The following is a 20,454-nucleotide window of genomic DNA, read 5'->3' as shown; positions in this document are numbered from 1 at the left end:
TCCGTCCGACGTCGGCGCCGGAAGATCCGGTCGCCGACATCTGCGGTGCGCCTTCTCGGTGTCACTCCCCGCGGGGTGGTCCTCGGTAGTGGTCGCCGGAACGGCCTGCATGACGCAGGCGCGAGTCCGGCGGCTTCGATCGATGACCGCGCCAGAGCGCCCGCCGCCAACGTCGAACGACGGGGCCACGCGCAGCATGCGCGCCGCCCGGCGAGGACGAGCCGCACGACAGAGAAGGTCACTTCACACTTCATGACTGATAACAACCAGGTCGAGTTCGACGACGACATCACCGAAGCCGTCGCCGTCATCGACAACGGTTCCTTCGGTACGCGCACCATCCGGTTCGAGACCGGCCGCTTCGCGCAGCAGGCCGCGGGCTCCGTCGCCGCCTACCTCGACGACGAGACGATGCTGCTCTCCGCCACGTCGCACAGCAAGCATCCGAAGGAGCACTTCGACTTCTTCCCGCTGACCGTGGACGTCGAGGAGCGCATGTACGCCGCGGGCCGCATCCCCGGCTCGTTCTTCCGTCGCGAGGGTCGCCCGTCGACCGACGCGATCCTCACCTGCCGCCTCATCGACCGGCCGCTGCGCCCGTCCTTCGTCGACGGTCTCCGCAACGAGATCCAGGTCGTCGTGACGGTCATGTCGCTCGACCCGAACGACCTGTACGACGTGGTGGCGATCAACGCCGCCTCGGCGTCGACGCAGATCGCGGGCCTGCCCTTCTCCGGCCCGGTCGGCGGCGTGCGCGTCGCGCTGATCGACGGCCAGTGGGTCGCCTTCCCGACCGTCGAGCAGCTCGAGCGCGCCGTCTTCGACATGGTCGTCGCGGGCCGCATCGTCTCGGGCTCCGGCAAGGACGCCGATGTCGCGATCATGATGGTCGAGGCCGAGGCCACCGAGAACGTCATCGAGCTCATCGCCGGCGGCGCCACCGCGCCCACCGAGACCGTCGTGGCCGAGGGCCTCGAGGCCGCCAAGCCCTTCATCGCCGTGCTCTGCGAGGCGCAGAAGCAGCTGGCCGCCGGCGCCGCCAAGCCGACCGGCGAGTTCCCGCTGTTCCTGCCCTACCAGGACGACGTCTTCGCCGCCGTCGAGGCCGCGGGCGCCGCGGGCCTCAACGAGGCGCTGTCGATCGCCGGCAAGCAGGAGCGCGACAATGCCACCGACGCCGTCAAGGCGCAGGTGCTCGAGGCCGTGGGCCCGCAGTTCGAGGGCCGCGAGGGCGAGATCGGCGCGGCCTTCCGCTCGCTGACCAAGAAGCTCGTGCGTCAGCGCATCCTCACCGACCACTTCCGCATCGACGGCCGTGGCATCACCGACATCCGCTCGCTCAGCGCCGAGATCGCCGTGATCCCGCGCGCCCACGGCAGCGCACTGTTCGAGCGCGGCGAGACCCAGATCCTCGGCGTCACCACGCTGGACATGGTCAAGATGGCGCAGCAGATCGACTCGCTCGGTCCCGAGAAGTCGAAGCGCTACATGCACCACTACAACTTCCCGCCGTACTCGACCGGTGAGACCGGCCGCGTCGGTTCGCCGAAGCGCCGCGAGATCGGCCACGGCGCGCTCGCCGAGCGCGCCCTCGTCCCGGTGCTGCCCTCGGTGGAGGAGTTCCCCTACGCCATCCGACAGGTCTCGGAGGCGCTGAGCTCGAACGGCTCCACGTCGATGGGCTCGGTCTGCGCCTCGACGATGTCGCTGCTCAACGCCGGCGTGCCGCTCAAGGCGCCCGTCGCGGGTATTGCCATGGGCCTCGTGTCCGACGAGGTCGACGGCCAGGCCCGCTACGTGGCCCTGACCGACATCCTCGGTGCCGAGGACGCCTTCGGCGACATGGACTTCAAGGTCGCCGGTACGTCCGACTTCGTCACCGCCCTGCAGCTGGACACCAAGCTCGACGGCATCCCGTCGCAGGTCCTGGCCGGCGCGCTGGGCCAGGCGAAGGACGCCCGCACCACGATCCTCGAGGTCATGGCCGAGGCGATCGACGCTCCCGACGAGATGAGCCCGTACGCCCCGCGGATCACCACCATCAAGGTGCCCGTGGACAAGATCGGCGAGGTCATCGGACCCAAGGGCAAGACGATCAACTCCATCACCGAGGAGACCGGCGCCAACATCTCGATCGAGGATGACGGCACGGTGTTCGTCGGTGCCGCCGACGGCCCGTCGGCGCAGGCGGCGATCGATCGCATCAACGCGATCGCGAACCCGCAGCTGCCCAAGGTGGGCGAGCGCTTCCTGGGCACCGTGGTCAAGACCACGGCGTTCGGCGCCTTCGTCTCGCTGGTGCCCGGCCGCGACGGCCTGGTCCACATCAGCAAGCTGGGCAACGGCAAGCGCGTGAACAAGGTCGAGGACGTGGTCAACGTCGGCAGCAAGCTGCAGGTGGAGATCGCCGACATCGACGAGCGCGGCAAGATCAGCCTGATCCCCGTGGTGGAAGACAAGGCGGAGGAGGCGACTTCCGCCGCCGCTCCCGCTGGCGAGGAGTAGGAACTGAGCAGCCTGACATCCCGGGCTGCGCGGACGGGGGCATCCGGATCGGGTGCCCCCGTTCGTCGTAGCGTGCTCCCCGGCGGCCTGCGGGTCGTCACGGAGACGGTGCCCGGTTCCCGTTCCGCGGCGGTGGGCCTCTGGGTCGCCGTCGGCTCGCGCGACGAGCACCCCGCCTCGGCGGGGTCCGCGCACTTCCTCGAGCACCTGTTGTTCAAGGCGACGCCCCACCGCGACGCGGCCTCCCTGGCCGCCGAGGTGGACGCCGTGGGCGGTGAGATCAACGCGTTCACCTCGAAGGAACACACGTGCTACTACGCGCACGTCCTCGACGTCGACCTCGAGCTCGCCGTCGACGTGGTGACGGACGTGGTCCTGGGCGGCCTGTGCCGTCCCGCGGACGTGGACGTCGAGCGCGAGGTGGTGCTCGAGGAGCTCGCCATGCGCGACGACGATCCGGAGGACCTGGTCAACGAGGCGGCCACCACGGCCCTGCTCGGTGATCATCCGCTGGCGCGGCCCGTGCTCGGCACGGAGGAGTCCGTCTCCGCGATGACGGCGGCGCGCCTGCGGGGCTTCCATCGCCGGCGGTACACGCCGGAGCGGATGGTGCTCGCGGTCGCCGGGAACGTCACGCACGCGCAGGTGGTCAAGCTGGCGCGCAGGGCTTTCGCCGGCAGGCTCGACGGTGCCGCCGAGTCGGCTCCGATCCGGACGGGGATCCGGCGCACGCCGGGTGCACCGTCGCTCGAGGTCGTGAACCGCGATGGCGAGCAGTCGCACCTCGTCGCGGGCACCCGGGCCTACGGGCGGTTCCACCCGGACCGCTGGGCGCTGTCGGTGCTCAACACCGCGATCGGTGGCGGCCTGAGTTCGCGCCTGTTCCAGGAGATCCGGGAGCAGCGCGGCCTGGCGTACACCGTGTACTCGGCGGTGGACACCTACGCCGATACGGGGCTGTTCTCCGTCTACGCCGGGTGCTCGCCGGAGCGGCTGGGCGAGGTGGCGACCGTCGCGCGGAAGGTGCTCGAGGACGTCCGCGACGACGGCCTCACCGTCGAGGAGCTGGCGCGGGCGAAGGGCTCCCTCCGGGGTGGGCTGGTGCTCGGGCTCGAGGACGCGCAGTCGCGCATGCACCGGATCGGGCGGAGCGAGGTCAACTACCAGAACCAGCGGACGATCACGCGCACGCTCGCGGCGATCGACAGGGTCTCGGCGGCGGACGTGAACCGGGTCGCGCGGGACCTGCTCTCGCAGCCCTTCGGCGGCGCGGTCCTCGGCCCGCACCGCGGCAAGCGCGGCGTCCCGGCCTCGGTGCGGACCTGGCTGGGCTGAGCCGGACGCGCGGACGCGGACGCGGTTTTGCCTCGTTTTGACATCGTTATAGACTTTGCGAAGTCAAAATCGACTCGTCACGACCAGAGGACTGCCCATGAACTCGTTCGCCCGTCGCGCGATCGCCGCTGCCGCCGTTGCCGGCGCCGCGATCACCTTCGTCCCGGCGGCGGCCAACGCCTCCGGTTCCGTCGTCTTCCGCGGCACCGTCACCGGTGGCACGTCCATCCGGACCGACGCCCCGAACGCCACGGTCACGTGGGTCGGCGACTACGACGACGCCGGCAACCTGGTGATCCGCACCAACTGCGTCATCGCGCGCCACGAGCTCGGGGTGATCGGCATCCCGCCGTCGCCGCTGCCCAAGGAGCGGTGCGAGTCGATCAAGGGCATCGACCTGTCGGACCGCCTCCTCGTGTGGGAGAACGCCACCACCGGCGCCACCGGCACCGCCCGCTCGGAGTACGACGGCACCTTCATCGTCAAGCCCGGCAAGGGCAGCGTCAACGTCGCGATCACCGGCATCGTCGGCACCGCGGTCGCGACGTACGTCGCCTGACGGATCCCACGCGAACGGCGGCCCACCGGATCACCGGTGGGCCGCCGTTCGTCGTCGTGACTACCGCGCGTACGCGCGGGGCAGTGGCTCGCCCTCCGCGGCCAGGACGCCCCGCAGGCGCGTCGGGTAGTCGGTGATGATGCCGTCCACGCCGAGCGCGAGCTGCGTCCGCATCGCGGCCGGCTCGTTGACCGTCCAGGGGATCACCTTCAGGCCCGCGGCGTGGGCGGCGGTCACCGTCTTCGCATCGGACAGGTCGGCATCGGGCGAGAGGACGTCGAACCCGGCCGACTTCGCGGCCCGGACCACGTCACCGTCGAACTGCTCGAAGGTGACCGGGCCCAGCCAGGCCGAGCGGGGCTTCCACGTCGTGGCGTCGTAGAGCGCTACCAGCGGGACCGACGGTGCCTGTGCCCGGACCAGCGGCAGGGAGCGCCAGTCGAAGCTCTGGATCTCGATGCGGTCGAGCACGCCGGCGCGGCGCGCGGCGCCGAGGATCTGCGTGACGAACGCGGCGGGCTCGGCGGATTTCGACCGCGCCTCGGCCTCGATCTTGGTCTCGATGTTGAATCGCACGGCGTTGCCCTTGTACTGCGCGGCCAGGTCGAAGAGCTGAGGCAGCGTCGCGATCCGGTTGCCGTCGACGACCTTCGCGTCGGGGAAGCCCGCCAGCTTCTTCGCGCACACGAGCGTCTGTACCTGCGCGTAGCTCAGGTCGTGGATCGTCTTGCCCACGTACGGGAACTGCGTGTCGCCGGGCGTCGCCGGTGCGGTGTCGGCGCACTTGTCTGCCTGGATCGTCGGGTCGTGCCAGATCAGCGGCACCTGATCCTTCGTGAGCACGATGTCGAGTTCGAGAGTGGTGACGCCGAGTTCCAGCGCGCGGGCGAAGCCGTACAGCGACTCCTCGGTGTGCTCGCCACGGCCGCCGCGGTGCGCCTGCAGGTCGAAGGAGTTCGACGGTGCCGCCTGGGCGGGCGCGGTCAGTACGCCCCCGCCGAGGGCGACGACGGTGGCCGCCGCGAGCGCGCAGAGCCGGGGGAGGAGACGGGAGCCGATGGTCATGGCGGCACCCTAACGGCGGCCCGTGAACCCCCGGTGAATGCGAGACGCCCGCCGGGGGACCGGCGGGCGTCTGCGGGTTTCGGGCGGTTACTTCTTGTCGATGTCCACGTTGGGCGCGTCGTCGAGCGACCACGCCGCGGCGAGGTCGCCACCCGTGTGCTCGATGACCGCGGGCTTGACCGCGAACCAGCCGACCACGAGGACGACGACGAAGACCGGGATGCCGACGACGACCACGATGAAGTTGGTCTTGTCCCAGAACTCGGGCGCGCCCTTCCAGCCCGAGTACGCCATGCCGACCAGGACGAGCAGCAGGAAGGCGAGGCCGACGTAGCTCATGAACGGGGCGAGCGGGGCGCGGAAGGGGCTCTTGGTGACGATGCCCGCGTCGGAGAGGCGCCGGTAGCGGATGTGGCACAGGAAGATCAGCGACCACACGCCCACCACGGCGATGGCGGAGGCCTCCAGGGCGATGTCGAAGGCCTTGCCGGGCACGAGCACGTTGAGGACGGCGCCGAAGACGTAGAAGATCGACGTCACGAGGATGCCGTTGGCGGGCACGCCGGACTTGCTCATCTGCATGAACATCTTCGGCGCCTCGCGGCTGGCGGAGAGACTGCGCAGCATGCGGCCGGTGGTGTAGAGGCCTGCGTTGAGCGAGCTCATGGCGGCCACGATGAGGACCGCGTTGATCAGGGTGGCCATCCAGCCGATGCCCATCTTCTCGAAGACGGTCACGAACGGCGAGGTGTGGCCGGCGGCATCGAACTCGGAGGTCGGGAGCATGCACACGAGCAGGAAGATCGAGCCGCAGTAGAACACGCCGATACGCAGGATGACGGAGTTGACCGCCTTGGGGACCTCGCGCTGCGGGTTCTGCATCTCGCCGGCGGCGATGCCGACCATTTCGATGGCGGCGTACGCGAAGACGACGCCGGACATCACGACGATCGGTCCGAGCCAACCGAAGGTGCCGTCGGTCGGCCAGAATCCACCGGGGTTCTTCCACAGGTTGGAGATGCCCGCGCGGTGGCCCTCGTCGCCGATCTTGATCTGGCCGACCACCATGACGACGCCGACGACGAGGAAGATCACGATGGCGCCGACCTTGAGCACCGAGGCCCAGAACTCGAACTCGCCGAAGGCGCGCGCCGAGAGCAGGTTGATCACCAGGACCACGGCGAGCGCGATGATCACGGACACGCCCTGCGGCAGGTCCCACCACTTGCGCACGTACAGCGCGACGGCCGAGAGCTCGGCGACGCCGGTGAGCGCCCAGAACACCCAGTACAGCCATCCGGCGGCGAATGCGGCGGCCTCGCCGAAGAACTCGCGGGCGTAGGAGACGAAGGCGCCCGAGCTCTGGCGATAGAGCACCAGTTCGCCCAGGGCGCGCATGAGGAAGAAGGCGATGACGCCGACGAAGGCGTAGCTGAACAGCAGGGCGGGGCCGGTGCTGTGCAGCCGGCTGGCCGAGCCGAGGAACAGGCCCGTGCCGATGGCGCCACCGATGGCGATCATCTGCACGTGTCGCCTGCCGAGGGTCTGCTTGTAGCCCTCCTGCTCGGCCGCGAACTTACTGGCGGGTTGAGTCATGGGTGAATCGTTCTCCTCAACGTGCTGGGGCGCGTGTGGGTTGTGCGCTGGATGGGAATGTAGACCTCGCAACGCTTCCGTGGACGCGTTACTGAGAGATGACTTGCGGATGTCGATCGGTGCGGGCGTGTAAACATAGGTCCATGACCGACTTCTCGGACCTGGGGGAGCTGTTCACCTTCCTGTCCGGCCACCCGCCCTTCGACGGCCTGCCCGACGATGTCCGCGCCCGTCTGGCTGCGGAATCGTCGGTTCGGGAGTTCGGCGAGGGCACCACGATCCTCGACGGTCTGTCCGCGTCTCCCGAGCACGCCTTCGTCGTCCTGGCCGGCCGGGTCGGTGTGTGGAACTTCCCGGCCAAGGCGGCCACCGAACCCGGCGACGTCGACGAGGTGGTCGGTCCCGGAGGCGTGTTCGGGTACGTGGTGATCCTGGTCGGCGCGAAGGGCGGTCCCCGCGCGGTGGCGCTGACCGACGTGACGCTGCTGCGCCTTCCGGCGTGGGCCGTGGCCGACATGTTCTCGACCCCCGCGGGCGCCGCCTTCCTCGCGACGGAACTGGCGCGACCGGTCACGCCGCTCGCGGCCGACGAGGTCCGCGAGCGCACCGCGGGGCAGATCGTGCGCCGCGCGCCGATCACGTGTCCGCCCACGGTCACGATCCAGGAGGCCGCCACCACGATGACGGAGGCGAGGTCCGGCTACATCGTGGTGGAGAACGCCGCGCGCGAGCCGCTGGGCATCCTCACCGACCACGATCTGCGGGCCCGGGTGATCTCGATGGGGCGGCCGGTGACCGATCCCGTCTCCGCGGTGATGACCGCTCCGCTGGCGGCCGTGCCCGAGGCCGCGTTGTCGTCCGACGTGCTCATCGAGATGCTCGACCGCAAGATGCACTACATGGCCGTGCTCGACGAGCAGGCCGCCGTCATGGGCGTGGTACAGGACGTCGATTTCCTCACCGTGCCCACCACGTCCACCTTCGCGCTGCAGCGCCGGATCGAGCGTGCGGCGGCGTCCGAGCTGCCGGAGATCGGCGCGACGATCCGCTCGATCTTCCCCGTGCTGTGGGGGCAGCAGGCGCCGGTGCGGCACATCTCGGGCGTCGCCGCCGTCGCGATCGAGGGCATGGTGCGCCGCTGCATCGAACTCGAGCTGCCCGTCCATCCCGAGCTGAAGGAGGGGGATTTCACGTGGCTGTCGCTGGGGAGTGTGTCGCGCCGCGAGGTGGTGCCCAGCTCGGACGTCGACAGTGCGATCATCCTCAAGGACGTGCCCGGCGCCTCGGCGGAGGAGATCGAGGTCCGACGGTCCGCCGCGCTCGCCCTCGCGGCCGCGGTCCATGCGCGCCTGGAGGAGTGCGGCATACCGTCGGACACCAATGGTGCGACGGCCGCCAAGCCGCGGTTCTGCCGGACGGAGTCCGAGTGGCTGTACGCCGCGAGCGAGTGGATCGACGCCCCGCTGTCGAACAACGCCATGATGATGGCGTCGCTGCTGGTCGACGGCCGACCCGTCTGGGGCGACCTGACGCTGCAGCCGGTGGCCGGTGTGTACCAGCATCTTTCGGAGCATCCTCGGGCCTTCATCCTGATGCTGCGGGAGGCGCTCACGGCGAAGGCGCGACTGCGCTCGGTGCGTGATGTGATCTCCCTGCGGGGCGGCACCTTCGACATCAAGGCGCACGCGCTGGTCCCGGTCGTCAACATCGCCCGGTGGGCGGCGCTGAGCCGGGGGTCGACGAAGCTGCAGACCCGCAACCGGCTCGCCGCCGGCGCGGATTCGCCGGTCCTGCCGGACGATTCGGCCGAGGTGCTGCGGGAGGCCTTCTCCGTCCTGGAGCGGATCCGGATGGAGCACCAGGTCGGGCAGATGGCGGCGGACCGCCCCCCGAGCGATGTCGTGTCGATCCGGAGGCTGTCGTCGCTGGACCGCGGCCTCCTCGAGCAGTGCGTGCGCGAGGTGGCCGCGGTGCAGCGGCGCATGGCCAACCTCGCCCAGTACCTCGACGCGGGCGAGTGGTGACGATCAGACCAGGACGGACTCCGGCGTCTTCGACGGGATGTCCAGGGCGGCACCGACGCTGGCGTTGAGCAGCACGCCGTCGTGGGTGGACAGGCCGGCGGCGAGCGCGGGGTCGGCGGCGCAGGCACCCTGCCAGCCCTGGTCGGCGATGCGCAGGACGTACGGCAGTGTCGCACCGGTGAGCGCGAAGGTCGACGTGCGCGGCACGGCGCCGGGCATGTTCGCGACGCAGTAGAAGACGGTCTCGCCCACGGTGAAGGTCGGATCGTCGTGCGTGGTGGGGCGCGAGTCGGCGAAGCAGCCGCCCTGGTCGATGGCGATGTCGACCAGCACGGCGCCGGGGCGCATGCGGTGCACGAGCTCGGTCGAGACGAGCTTCGGCGCGGCGGCGCCGGGGATGAGGACGGCGCCGATCACCAGGTCGGACTCGACGATCGCCTCCTCGAGGGCGAGGGAGGTCGAGTAGCTGGTGTGCACGCGGCCGCCGAACTGCGCGTTCACGGCGCGCATCTTGCGCACGTCGAGGTCGAAGACCGTGACGTCCGCGCCCATGCCCGCGGCGATCTGCGCGGCGTTGATGCCGGACACGCCGCCGCCGATCACCGTCACCTTCGCGGGCGCGGTTCCGGGGACGCCGCCCATGAGCACGCCGCGGCCGCCCTTGGAACGCATGAGGTGGTAGCTGCCGACCTGCGGGGCGAGGCGGCCCGCGACCTCGGACATCGGGGCGAGAAGGGGGAGCGAGCCGTCCTCGAGCTGGACCGTCTCGTAGGCGATCGACGTGGTCTTCGACGCGAGCAGGGCGTCGGTGCACGGCCGCGAGGCGGCGAGGTGGAGGTAGGTGAAGATCGTCTGGTCGGCGCGCATGCGGCCGTACTCGGCCTCGATCGGCTCCTTCACCTTGAGCAGCAGGTCGGCCTCGGCCCACACCTCGTCGGCGGTGGGGACGATGCGGGCGCCGGCGGCGACGAAGTCGTCGTTGCTGATCGCGGAACCGACACCGGCACCGTCCTCGATGAGGACGTCGTGGCCACGGCGGGTGAGCTCGGCGACGCCGCCGGGCGTCATCGCGACGCGGTACTCGTTGTTCTTGATCTCGGTGGGGATTCCGACGCGCATCGTGTGCTCCTGTTCGGCGGTGGCTTGTGTCACATAGTGTGAAGAAACGTCGATATTCGATCAAGCACTCGGAAGAAGATTCTGTAGAATCCCGATATGACTGCCGGAGGTTCTGCGAAGTCGGCGTATCGACCCGCGCCGACGAATGATCATCGCCCGTTGCTCGACGACGCCGACCGGCGCATCCTCCTGGTGCTGCAGCGCGACGGCCGCGTCTCGAACGCCGCGTTGGCGGAGGAGGTGGGGCTCGCCCCGTCGACAGTGCACACCCGCGTGCGGCGCCTGACGGACGCCGGCGTGATCCGCGGGTTCTTCGCCGACGTGGATCCCGCAGCGGTCGGCCGGCCCCTGCGCGCGATGATCGCGGTCACGCTGCGGTCCACCGCGCGGCACCGGATCCGCCAGTTCGTGGAGTCGGTGATCGACCTGCCACCCGTGATCGACGCGTACTTCCTGGCCGGTGGGGATGACTACCTGCTGCACATCGCGGCGATCGACACCGAGGACCTGCGGCACCTCGTCGAGTATCTCAGCGCCCGCGAGGAGGTCGCGGGCACCAACACCTCGCTCGTGTTCGAGCACGTCCGCGGCTCGGCTCCGCTCTAGCCGGGGTCCTGCATCGTCGGAGCGGTGCAACCCGCTGCAACGATCGACGGGGCGAACCCGTGCGGGCGACTGTGGGACGGATCACAGGTCCCGACCCGGAGGTGTCCCCATGCGTGCAGCGCGCTACTACGACCGCAACGACGTTCGGATCGAGGACGTGCCCGAACCCGAACTCGCGCCCGGCACCGTCGCGATCGACGTCGCCTGGTGCGGCATCTGCGGGACGGACCTGCACGAGTACGTCGACGGGCCGATCTTCGTGCCGCCGCACGGCCATCCGAACCCGGTGAGCGGCGAGGCGGCGCCGCTGACCATCGGCCACGAGATGTCCGGCGTCGTCGCCGCTGTGGGTGCGGGCGTCGACGACCTGGCCGTGGGCGATCACGTCGTGGTCGAGCCGTACATCATCGCCGACGGCGTCGACACCGGCCCGGAGAGCCGCGACTACCACCTCTCGCCGAACATGAACTTCATCGGCCTCGGCGGCCGCGGTGGAGGGCTCTCGGAGAAGATCGTGGTGCAGCGGCGCTGGGTGCACCGGATCTCCAACGACGTTCCGCTCGACCAGGCGGCGCTCATCGAGCCGCTCGCCGTCGGCTACCACGCGCTGCAGCGCTCCGGTGCCGGCGCGGGGGCCTTCGCGCTCATCACCGGCGCGGGTCCCATCGGCCTCCTCACCGCCGCCGTGTGCAAGGCCCGCGGCCTCACGGTCGCGATCAGCGAGCCCAGTTCCCTGCGTCGCGAGCGGGCCGCCGAGACCGGCGTGGCGGACCACGTCTTCGACCCGACGCGCGTCGACGTCGTCGCCTCCGTGCGAGGGCTGACCGGCGGTCGCGGCGCCGACGTCGGCTTCGAGTGCACCTCGGTGCAGCCCGCGCTGGACACTTTGTTCGACGCACTGCGCCCGCAGGCCGTGCTGGTCGTCGTCTCGATCTGGGGGCATCCGGGCACCGTCGACATGCAGAAGCTGGTGCTCAAGGAGATCGACATGCGCGGCACCATCGCGTACGTCAACAACCACGCCGAGACGATCGCCCTGGTCGAGAGCGGCACCGTCGACCTGGCGCCGTTCATCACCGGGAGGATCGGCCTGGACCAGCTCGTCTCGGTCGGCTACGACACGCTCCTGCACCACAACGAGACCGCGGTGAAGATCCTCGTCTCGCCGTCCGGAGCGGGCCTGCCCACAGGAGTCTGACGGTGCGCCCCGGCCTACGCTGATCCCGTGAGCGAGAGCAGGATCGTCCGGGCCGCGGATCGGACCCATTGGGAGGGCGAGGGGCTGTACACGCGGCAGTCGATGCCCTTCACCGGGAACTTCGACCTGGGCGAGAACGCCCACGGCCAGCTGCTGGTGCACAACGACGACCTCATCGACCCCGGGTCGGGCGTCGACCGGCACTTCCACCGCGACGCCGAGATCGTGACCTGGGTGATCGCGGGCGAGGTGCACCACGACGACTCGTCGGGGTCGACGGGCCTGGTGCGCGCGGGCCAGGTGCAGGCCATGAGCGCCGGCACCGGCGTGAACCACCGGGAGCAGAACCCGCGCGCCACGCGCACCGTCGCGCGGGTGATCCAGATGTGGCTCCCGCCGGACGAGCTCGGCGGCGAGCCCGAGTACCGCACCGCCGACGTGCCCCTCGACGGCCGCGGTGCCGTGCTCGTGGCCTCCGGCGTTCCCGGCGACGAGCCGGCGGTGGCGATCCGCAACGACGCCGCGGCCCTCTACGCCGCGCGCCTCGGCGCGGGCGAAGCCGTGACCCTCCCGGCGGCGCCCTACGGCCACCTGTTCGTCGTCACCGGCGCGATCGTCGTCGCGGGCCCGAGCGCTGTCGACGGTGACCGGCTCGCCGAGGGCGACGCGCTGCGCACCGTCGGGTCCGGGGAACTGCAGGTGCGCGCCGAGGAGGACGCCACGGAGATCCTCTACTGGGCGATGCGGGCGCAGGCGGTCTCCGCGCTCCGGTAGTCGCGGGTGTACCACTGCTGCGCTGCGGGAATGCCGCGGACCGTCGAAACCGGGTGCCCGCCCCCCGACCGCGCCGCGTGTAGGAAGATTCTCGGGTGGAGCACACCGAGACGACCGCCGAACACCGCCGCCTCGCCGAGAGCCCCGGCCCCGACGGTGCGTGGCGCCTGTGGGGCCCGTACCTGTCCGGCCGGCAGTGGGGCACGGTCCGCGAGGACTACAGCGGCAACGGGGACGCCTGGGGGAGCTTCGGGTTCGAGCAGGCGCACCGTCGGGCCTACCGCTGGGGCGAGGACGGACTCGGGGGCATCTGCGACCGTTACGGGTTCCTCAATCTCTCGGTGGCGCTGTGGAACCACAACGACCCGATCCTCAAGGAGCGCCTGTTCGGTCTGACCAACGAGCAGGGCAATCACGGCGAGGACGTCAAGGAGTACTGGTGGCCCGTGGACGGGACGCCGACCCACAGCTGGATGCACTGGATGTACCGGTACCCGCAGGCGGAGTACCCCTACCAGCAGCTGCGTGACGCGAACGCCGCCCGCGACCGCACAGGGCGCGAGTACGAGCTCGCCGATACCGGCGTGCTCGCCGACAACCGGTTCTTCGACGTGCACGTGCGCTACGCCAAGGCCGCGCCGGACGATGTCTGCGTGGAGATCGAGGCGGTGAACAACGGGCCCTCGCCCGCGCCGCTGGACCTGCTGCCGCAGGTGTGGCTCCGGAACACGTGGACGTGGGGCCACGACGGTCGTCGCGGCGCGATTACTCGGCTCGACGGCCCCGAGCTCGGCGCGGGCGGCCTGCAGGCCGTGCGGGTGTGTCACGAGTGGCTCGGCGAGTACCACCTGTCCGCGGAGGGATCTCCGGAGGTCCTGTTCTGCGACAACGAGACCGATGCGGTCGCGCTGTTCGGCAGCGCCGCGAACGCCTCGCCCTACCCGAAGGACGGGATCGGCCGACGGGTCGTGAACGGCGACGAATCGGCGGTGAACCCCGAGGGGCGCGGCACCAAGGCCGCGTTCTGGTTCCGGTTCGCGTCGGTGCCGGCGGGGGAGAGCGTCACCGTCCGGCTGCGGCTCTCGCATCCCGCCCCGTCGCTCGACACCTTCGGACCGGGCTTCGACGCGGTGTTCCGCGACCGCCGCGAGGAGGCGGACGAGTTCTACGGCACCGTCATCCACGAGGACGTGCCGGACGCGGACCGGACGGTGGCGCGGCGCGCCTACGCGGGGATGCTGTGGAACAAGCAGCTCTACCGCTACGACGTGGAGTCCTGGCTCGAGGGCGACCCCGACGTGGACCCCGCTCCCCGCGAGCGCGCGGATCCGGGCCGCCGGAACACCACCTGGAAGCACTTCTCCCTGGCCGACGTGATCTCCATGCCCGACGAGTGGGAGTACCCGTGGTTCGCGGCGTGGGACCTGGCCTTCCACTGCATCCCCTTGGCCCGGGTGGACCCGGAGTTCGCCAAGGAGCAGCTCGTGCTCATGTGCCGCGAGTGGGCGATGCATCCGAACGGGCAGCTCCCCGCCTACGAATGGGAGTTCGGCGACGTCAACCCGCCGGTGCACGCGTGGGCGGCGTGGCACGTCTACCGGCTGGACGGCTGGCGCGACCAGGACTTCCTGATCCGCGTGTTCACCAAGCTGCTGCTCAACTTCTCGTGGTGGGTCAACCGCAAGGGTTCCGACGATGCCGGGGTCTTCGAGGGCGGATTCCTCGGGATGGACAACATCGGCTTCTTCAACCGCTCGGCGCCGCTGCCGCCCGGCTACCGGCTCGAGCAGTCCGACGCCACGAGCTGGATGGCCTTCTACTGCCAGCAGATGTTCAAGATCGCCATCGAGTTGAGCCGGCACGACCCGGTGTGGCAGGACTGCGCGACCAAGTTCCTCGAGCACTTCCTTCAGATCTCCAAGGCCACCTACAACTTCGGCTCGCACAGCCTGTCACTGTGGGACGACGAGGACGGCTTCTTCTACGACGTCCTGGTGCGGCCCGACGGCAGCGCCCAGCCGATGCGCGTGCGGTCGATGGTGGGCCTGCTGCCCCTGCTCGGCGCCACGGACGTGCCCGCCTGGGTCGCCGAGAAGTGCCCCGATGTGACCGCCCGACTGAACTGGCTGCGCTCGCGCCGCCCCGAGCTGGTCGAGCCCGTGCTCTCCGGCAGCGACGCCGACGGAGGGGGCCGCATGCTGCTCTCGCTGGTCGGTCCCGAGCGGCTGCGCCGCGTCCTGGAGCGGATGTTCGACCCCGCGGAGTTCCTGGCGCCCTACGGCATCCGGTCGCTGTCGAAGGCGGAGCAGCAGGTGACGGAGGACGTCGAGGGCAACACCGTCTCTATCCAGTACGAGCCCGGCGAGTCCACGACGGGCATGTTCGGCGGCAACTCCAATTGGCGTGGCCCCGTGTGGTTCCCGGTGAACGTGCTGCTCGCCGACAAGCTCCGTACCTACGGCCGGCACTTCGGCGACGACTTCACCATCGCCATCCCCACGGGCTCCGACAACCTGTGCACACTGGAGGAGGCCGCGGACGTCATCGACGAGGGCCTCGTCGGGCTGTTCCGCCCGGTCTCGCGGCCCGACGGTGCCGGCGCGCGCCGCCCGGCCGACGCCGCGCGGATCGAGGGCAGCGACAACCCGCTGTGGTCGGAGCACCCGACCTTCTACGAGTACTTCGACGGTGACACCGGCGAGGGACTGGGCGCGACCCATCAGACCGGGTGGACCGGCCTCGTCGCGCACTTGCACAACCCGCGCCTGCCGCTGGAGCCGCCCGCGTAAATCGGCAACACCCGTTGTAACCATGGCTGTTTAAAACGGTGTACGTGATCTTTCCGGGAGTACTATCCGTCCAGGCGGTCGGCGACAGGCGCGTCCGCACCGGCGACGAGAGTTCACGATGCGTTCCAGACCAGGGGCGGATGTCGATGGGGGTCGCGTCGACGTGCTCGGCGTCGGGTTCGGCCCGGCGAATCTCGCCCTGGCGATAGCGCTCGGCGAGACCGCGGTCCCCGGGCGCACGGTCCGGTTCCTCGAACGCCGGCCCGAGTTCGCGTGGCACCCGGGCATGCTGCTGCCCGGGACTTCGATGCAGATCGCGTTCCTCAAGGACCTCGTGACACTGCGGAACCAGACGAGCCCGTTCTCCTTCGTCGCCTACCTCGGCGCGCGCGGCCGGCTCGTGGACTTCGTCAACCGTGCCGTCCTGACCCCCGAGCGGGCCGAGTTCGCCGACTACCTCGCCTGGGCGGCATCGTCGTTCACCGGGCTGGTGGCCTACGGGCAGGAGGTGACCGACCTGTCCGAGAGCGCCGACGGCGCGCGATTCGCCGTCCGGCACCGCGGCCCCGACGGCGTGGAGCGCACCACTCGGGCCCGGTCGGTGGTCGTCGCGCGCGGCCTGCGCCCGGTACTGCCCGAATGGGCCCGGGCGCAGACGGATACGGACCGGATCCTGCACAACATCGATCTGCTGCCGCGGCTCGACGACCTCGCCCGCGAACTCCCCGGCGGGCTGCCCGCCGCGCGGATCCTCGTGGTCGGCGGGGGACAGTCCGCGGCCGAGGTCACGATCCACCTGCACGACGCCGGCGCGGCGGTCGACCTCGCCTTCCACGGCTTCGGGCTGGCCGCGGTGGACGAGAGCCCGTTCGTGAACCAGGTCTTCGACCCCGGCGTGGTCGATGAGTTCGACGCCGCGCCGGACGAGGTCCGCACCGAGCTGCTGCGCCGGCACGGCAACACCAACTACGCGGCGGTCGAGCACGCGCTGACGCACGAGCTGTACGACCGCTGGTACCGCGAGGCGGTCACCGGGCCCCGGCGCCTGCGCGTGCACCGGACCACCGAGGTGCGCGCCGCGCGGACCGGCCCGGGAGGCGTCGAGGTCACCCTGCGGCGCGTCACCACCGGGGAGACCAGCACCAGCGTGTTCGACGCCGTGGTGTGCGCCACCGGTTTCGAGCCCGGCGGCCTCAGTGGGTTGAGCGGGATCGCGCCGCCCGGTGCCGAGGTCCGGGTGGCGCGCTCGCACCGCGCGGTGATCGACGGCCGCGAGGTCCCCGGGCTCTACGTGCAGGGCGCCGACCTCCCGGGCCATGGTCTGGGGACCACACTGCTGTCGAATGTCGCCGTCCGCGCGGGCGAAATCGCCCGCGCGCTGGATCGGGAGGAAGCGCCATGACGTCTCGGGAGACCTCGGTCGCGGGCACCGTGTTGTTCCGCGCCACCGATCGCACCCCCTTCACCGTGTTCGTGGCGCAGGACCCGCGCGATGTCGAACGCGCGCAGGCCCTGCGGTACGACGCGTTCTCCACCGAGCTGGGCGCGCCTTTGCCGGGCGCCGTGTTCAGCGAGCGCCTGGGCAGACTGATCGATGTGGACCGGTTCGACGACTACAGCGCGCATCTGCTCGTGCGGCACGACCCCACGGACGAGATCGTCGGCTGCTACCGGATCATCCTGCCCGCGCCGCGCGGCGAGCGGGAGGTGTTCACGACCAGCATGTTCGAGCTGAGCCCCGCGTTCGCGGCGATGGCCGACGACGTGGCCGAGTGGGGCCGAGCGACCATCGCCGCGGATCATCGCGGCGGCGTGGTCTCGGTGCTCCTGCGGATCGCGCTGCTGGCGTTCTACGAGCGCGCCGGGTTCCGGTTCGCCATGGGCTGCATGTCCGTCCGGATGGAGGACGGGGTGCACCCCCGCGCCGCGCTGGTCCGCGCCGCGCTCGGCTTCCTCGCCGACAACCACGCGCTCGCCGACGGCGACGTCCGTGCCACTCCGATCCGGCCGGTCGCCGTCGGCGGGGTGCCGCTCGCCGAGCTGCCGCGGCCCGAGGGCACCGACGAGGACCTGGTGCCGCCCACCATCCGGATCGCCGTCCGCTACGGCGGCGTCGTGTGCGGGATGCCCTCGTACGATCCGGACTTCGAGATGGCCGACTTCCTCGTGATCTTCGAGGACGAACGGATGCGGCGGGCGGGGTGCCTCGACGAGGTCCGCTCGTTCCTCGCGGCGCTGTGATCGCGCGCCTGAGCCGGTGGGTCGCTGCGCGGCCCCGCACCGTGCTCGGCGCGGCGGTGCTCCTGCTCGTCGTCCTGGGTGCTCTCGGGGCCGGCGTCGGCGGGGCGCTCAAGAGCGGTGGCAGTACCGACCCGCGCGCCGAATCCGCCCGCGCCCAGCAGATCCTGGCGGACGACTTCCGCCGCGGCGGGTCCTCGCTGGTCCTCTCCGTGCGCAGCGACGCGGAGGCCTCCGATGCCGCGGCCGCCGAGTACGGCCGCGCCCTGACCGAACGGCTGCGGGCCACGCCCGCGGTCCAGTCCGCCGTGTCCGCGTGGTCCGACCCCGCCGCGGCGGCGCGATTGACCTCCGGCGACCGGCGCACCGGCCTGGTGGTGGCGAGCATCGCCGGCGGCACCGGCGAGGCGCCGAACCACGCGCGGGAGATCGTCGACTCCCTGCCGCGCCCACCCGACGGGGTGCGCGTCGTGGCCGGCGGCGAGGCGATGACCTACGTGCAGATCAACGAGCAGTCGGGGCGGGATCTGGTGCGCGCCGAGCTCATCGCGCTCCCGCTCACCTTCCTCGTGCTGGTCTGGGCCTTCGGCGGCCTGGTCGCCGCGGCGGTGCCGGTGGTGGTCGGCGTCGCGGCGATCATCGCCACCTCCGGGCTGCTGCGACTCGTGGCCGAGGCCACCGACGTCTCCGTGTTCGCGCTCAACCTCATCACCGCGATGAGCCTCGCGCTGGCCATCGACTACACGCTGCTCGTGGTGAGCCGCTACCGCGAGGAGGTGCCAGAGCGGGGCCGCGAGGAGGCGCTCGTCGTCGCGATGGCGACGGCGGGGCGCACCGTCGTCTTCTCCGCCGTGACGGTCGGGCTGAGCCTCGCCGCGATGGTGCTCTTCCCCATGTACTTCCTGCGGTCCTTCGCCTATGCGGGCATCGTCGTCGTCGCGTTCACCGCCGGCGCCACGCTGCTGGTGACACCGGCGATCCTGACTCTGCTGGGGGATCGGATCGACCGCCTCCGGGTCGGTGGCGGGCCGCGGCCCACCGACGAATCCCGGTGGTACGGCATGGTTCGCGCCGTGCAACGCCGCGCCGTCCCGCTCGCGATCGCCGTCGTGGTGGCGCTGCTCGCGCTCGGCGCGCCCTTCCTCGGCGCGAAGCTCGGCTACCCGGACGACCGCGCGCTGCCGACCGCGGCATCGTCGCACCGGGTGGGCGACGAGCTGCGAACGGCCTTCCGCCCCAACCCGACCGCCGACGTGCTCGTCCTGGTGGAGGGCGCACCGTCGGGATTGGAGGACTACGCCCGGGAGCTGTCCCGGATCACCGGCCCCGTCGTCGGGCCGGACGGGACGTGGCTGCGCGGCGAACGCATCGCCGACGGCGACCCGACCTCCCGGTCCGGCGGTCGGGTGCTGATGACGGTGGCCGGCGAGCACGACCCGCGGTCGGGGGAGGGGAGCGCGGAACTCGACGCGCTGCGCGCCGTGCCCGCGCCGGGGGCGACGCTGTTCGCCGGTGCGGCGCAGGCCGACCGGGACGCCGTGGACTCGATCCTCGGAGCGGCGCCGCGGGTGCTGGGGGCGATCGCGGTCACGACCCTCATCCTGCTGTTCCTGCTCACCGGAAGCGTACTGCTGCCGCTGAAGGCGCTGGTGCTCAACGTGTTGTCGCTGTCGGCGACCTTCGGCGCGATGGTGTGGATCTTCCAGGAGGGGCACCTGGGCGGGCTCGGGACGACGGTGACCGGGCACCTCATCGCGGACATGCCGGTGCTGATGTTCTGCATCGCCTTCGGGCTGTCGATGGACTACGAGGTCTTCCTGCTCTCGCGGATCCGGGAGGAGTGGCGGGCGGCGCCCGGCAGGGACCGCGAGGCGAACGACGAGGCCGTGGCCCGCGGCATCGCGAGCACGGCCCGGGTGGTGACCGCGGCGGCGCTGCTCATGGCCGTGGTGTTCGCGGCGATCGGCCTGTCGGAGGTCTCGTTCATGCGGATGCTCGGGGTGGGGCTCGCGATCGCGGTGCTACTGGACGCCACGCTCGTGCGGCTGGTGCTGCTGCCGGCCTTCATGCGGATCGCGGGCACGGCGAACTGGTGGCCCCGCGGCGGGTCAGGAGTTGAGCATGACGATCGAGTAGTTGAGCGCCGTGGCGAACAGGATCCAGCCCAGGTAGGGGACCAGTAGCAGCGCGGCGATGCGCCGGACCGCGCTGAACGCGGCGATGGTCGCGATCACCAGCACGTCGAGCAGGACGATCACCCCGAGCGCGACGGCGCGCAGCTCCAGTGCGAAGAACAGCGGCGTCCACACGAGGTTCACCAGCAGCTGCACGGCGTAGAGCTGGATCGCCCGGCTGTTCCAGGACGGGTTCCGTCGCCAGACCAGCCACACGGCGATCGCCATCAGCAGGTACAACAGACCCCACGCGGGGCCGAAGAGCCCGCTGGGCGGGGCCCACGGCGGCTGGGCCAGACGGGCGTACTCGTCGGCTGCGTCCGCGGAAGCCAGGCCGCCCAGCAGCGCGACCACCGCGACCGCGGCGAGCGAGATCACCAGCGCGAGCGGGTGCCACCGCGAGCGCGAATCGGACGATCCGGTCATCCTCCGAGAGTAGGCGCGTCATCGCCGTCCCGCTCGGCGAGCGGGC

Annotated in this window: 15 protein-coding genes; 11 read left to right on the top strand and 4 right to left on the bottom strand. The window is 71.0% G+C overall.

All coding sequences use genetic code 11. The features are described 5' to 3' along the window. Positions 1-252: 252 nt before the first annotated feature. The 3 genes from AXK60_RS08250 (at position 253) to AXK60_RS08240 (ending at position 4,399) form a co-directional block, all read left to right on the top strand. On the top strand, positions 253-2,505 hold the full coding sequence (locus AXK60_RS08250; protein WP_068570578.1) for a polyribonucleotide nucleotidyltransferase: 2,253 nt from the start codon (positions 253-255) through the stop codon (positions 2,503-2,505). Positions 2,506-2,508: 3 nt separating this feature from the next. Continuing rightward, a complete protein-coding gene (locus AXK60_RS08245) occupies positions 2,509-3,840 on the top strand; it encodes a M16 family metallopeptidase (RefSeq protein ID WP_068570577.1) in 1,332 nt (443 codons plus the stop codon). A gap of 97 nt (positions 3,841-3,937) precedes the next feature. Continuing rightward, positions 3,938-4,399 (top strand): hypothetical protein, encoded by a 462-nt coding sequence (locus tag AXK60_RS08240; RefSeq protein ID WP_068570576.1) that lies wholly within the window; start codon positions 3,938-3,940, stop codon positions 4,397-4,399. A 60-nt stretch (positions 4,400-4,459) separates the two neighbouring features. On the opposite strand, the gene AXK60_RS08235 is transcribed toward AXK60_RS08240, so the two are convergent. Then, positions 4,460-5,464 carry a glycerophosphodiester phosphodiesterase gene (locus AXK60_RS08235; RefSeq protein ID WP_082777906.1) on the bottom strand — a complete coding sequence of 335 codons (1,005 nt, stop codon included), beginning with the start codon at positions 5,462-5,464 and terminating at the stop codon, positions 4,460-4,462. An 87-nt stretch (positions 5,465-5,551) separates the two neighbouring features. Then, positions 5,552-7,060: an amino acid permease gene (locus AXK60_RS08230; protein ID WP_068570575.1), complete on the bottom strand. Its 1,509-nt coding sequence runs from the start codon at positions 7,058-7,060 to the stop codon at positions 5,552-5,554. Between the two features lie 143 nt (positions 7,061-7,203). On the opposite strand from AXK60_RS08230, the gene AXK60_RS08225 reads away from it, so the two are divergent. After that, a complete protein-coding gene (locus AXK60_RS08225; protein ID WP_068570574.1) occupies positions 7,204-9,084 on the top strand; it encodes a putative nucleotidyltransferase substrate binding domain-containing protein in 1,881 nt (626 codons plus the stop codon). A gap of 3 nt (positions 9,085-9,087) precedes the next feature. On the opposite strand, the gene ald is transcribed toward AXK60_RS08225, so the two are convergent. Further along, positions 9,088-10,203 (bottom strand): alanine dehydrogenase, encoded by a 1,116-nt coding sequence (gene ald / locus AXK60_RS08220; protein ID WP_068570653.1) that lies wholly within the window; start codon positions 10,201-10,203, stop codon positions 9,088-9,090. A 96-nt stretch (positions 10,204-10,299) separates the two neighbouring features. On the opposite strand from ald, the gene AXK60_RS08215 reads away from it, so the two are divergent. The 7 genes from AXK60_RS08215 to AXK60_RS08185 all read left to right on the top strand — a co-directional run bounded on the left by AXK60_RS08215 (position 10,300) and on the right by AXK60_RS08185 (position 19,991). Further along, a complete protein-coding gene (locus tag AXK60_RS08215; protein WP_068570573.1) occupies positions 10,300-10,809 on the top strand; it encodes an Lrp/AsnC family transcriptional regulator in 510 nt (169 codons plus the stop codon). A 109-nt stretch (positions 10,810-10,918) separates the two neighbouring features. Next, a complete protein-coding gene (locus AXK60_RS08210) occupies positions 10,919-12,007 on the top strand; it encodes a 2,3-butanediol dehydrogenase (protein WP_068570572.1) in 1,089 nt (362 codons plus the stop codon). 27 nt (positions 12,008-12,034) lie between these two features. Continuing rightward, on the top strand, positions 12,035-12,781 hold the full coding sequence (locus AXK60_RS08205; protein WP_068570571.1) for a pirin family protein: 747 nt from the start codon (positions 12,035-12,037) through the stop codon (positions 12,779-12,781). A gap of 95 nt (positions 12,782-12,876) precedes the next feature. Continuing rightward, the gene (locus AXK60_RS08200) at positions 12,877-15,570 is read left to right on the top strand and encodes an MGH1-like glycoside hydrolase domain-containing protein (RefSeq protein WP_068570570.1); all 2,694 of its coding nucleotides are present in this window, start codon (positions 12,877-12,879) and stop codon (positions 15,568-15,570) included. A 118-nt stretch (positions 15,571-15,688) separates the two neighbouring features. Beyond that, entirely contained in the window at positions 15,689-16,972 is a 1,284-nt protein-coding gene (locus AXK60_RS08195) for a lysine N(6)-hydroxylase/L-ornithine N(5)-oxygenase family protein (RefSeq protein ID WP_068982506.1), read from the top strand. Then, positions 16,969-17,811, top strand: a complete 843-nt coding sequence (locus AXK60_RS08190) for a GNAT family N-acetyltransferase (protein WP_068570568.1) — start codon at positions 16,969-16,971, stop codon at positions 17,809-17,811. The genes AXK60_RS08195 and AXK60_RS08190 overlap by 4 nt, the downstream gene beginning before the upstream one ends. Then, a complete protein-coding gene (locus AXK60_RS08185) occupies positions 17,808-19,991 on the top strand; it encodes an MMPL family transporter (protein WP_082777905.1) in 2,184 nt (727 codons plus the stop codon). Before AXK60_RS08190 ends, AXK60_RS08185 begins: the two co-directional genes overlap by 4 nt. On the opposite strand, the gene AXK60_RS08180 is transcribed toward AXK60_RS08185, so the two are convergent. Next, positions 19,917-20,408: a TspO/MBR family protein gene (locus AXK60_RS08180; protein WP_068570567.1), complete on the bottom strand. Its 492-nt coding sequence runs from the start codon at positions 20,406-20,408 to the stop codon at positions 19,917-19,919. The two genes, AXK60_RS08185 and AXK60_RS08180, sit on opposite strands and share 75 nt — an antisense overlap. Positions 20,409-20,454: the final 46 nt, after the last annotated feature.

This window comes from Tsukamurella pseudospumae (assembly GCF_001575195.1).
GTDB classification, from domain to species: Bacteria; Actinomycetota; Actinomycetes; order Mycobacteriales; family Mycobacteriaceae; genus Tsukamurella; species Tsukamurella pseudospumae.
This window is presented reverse-complemented; position numbering and strand designations above follow the sequence as displayed.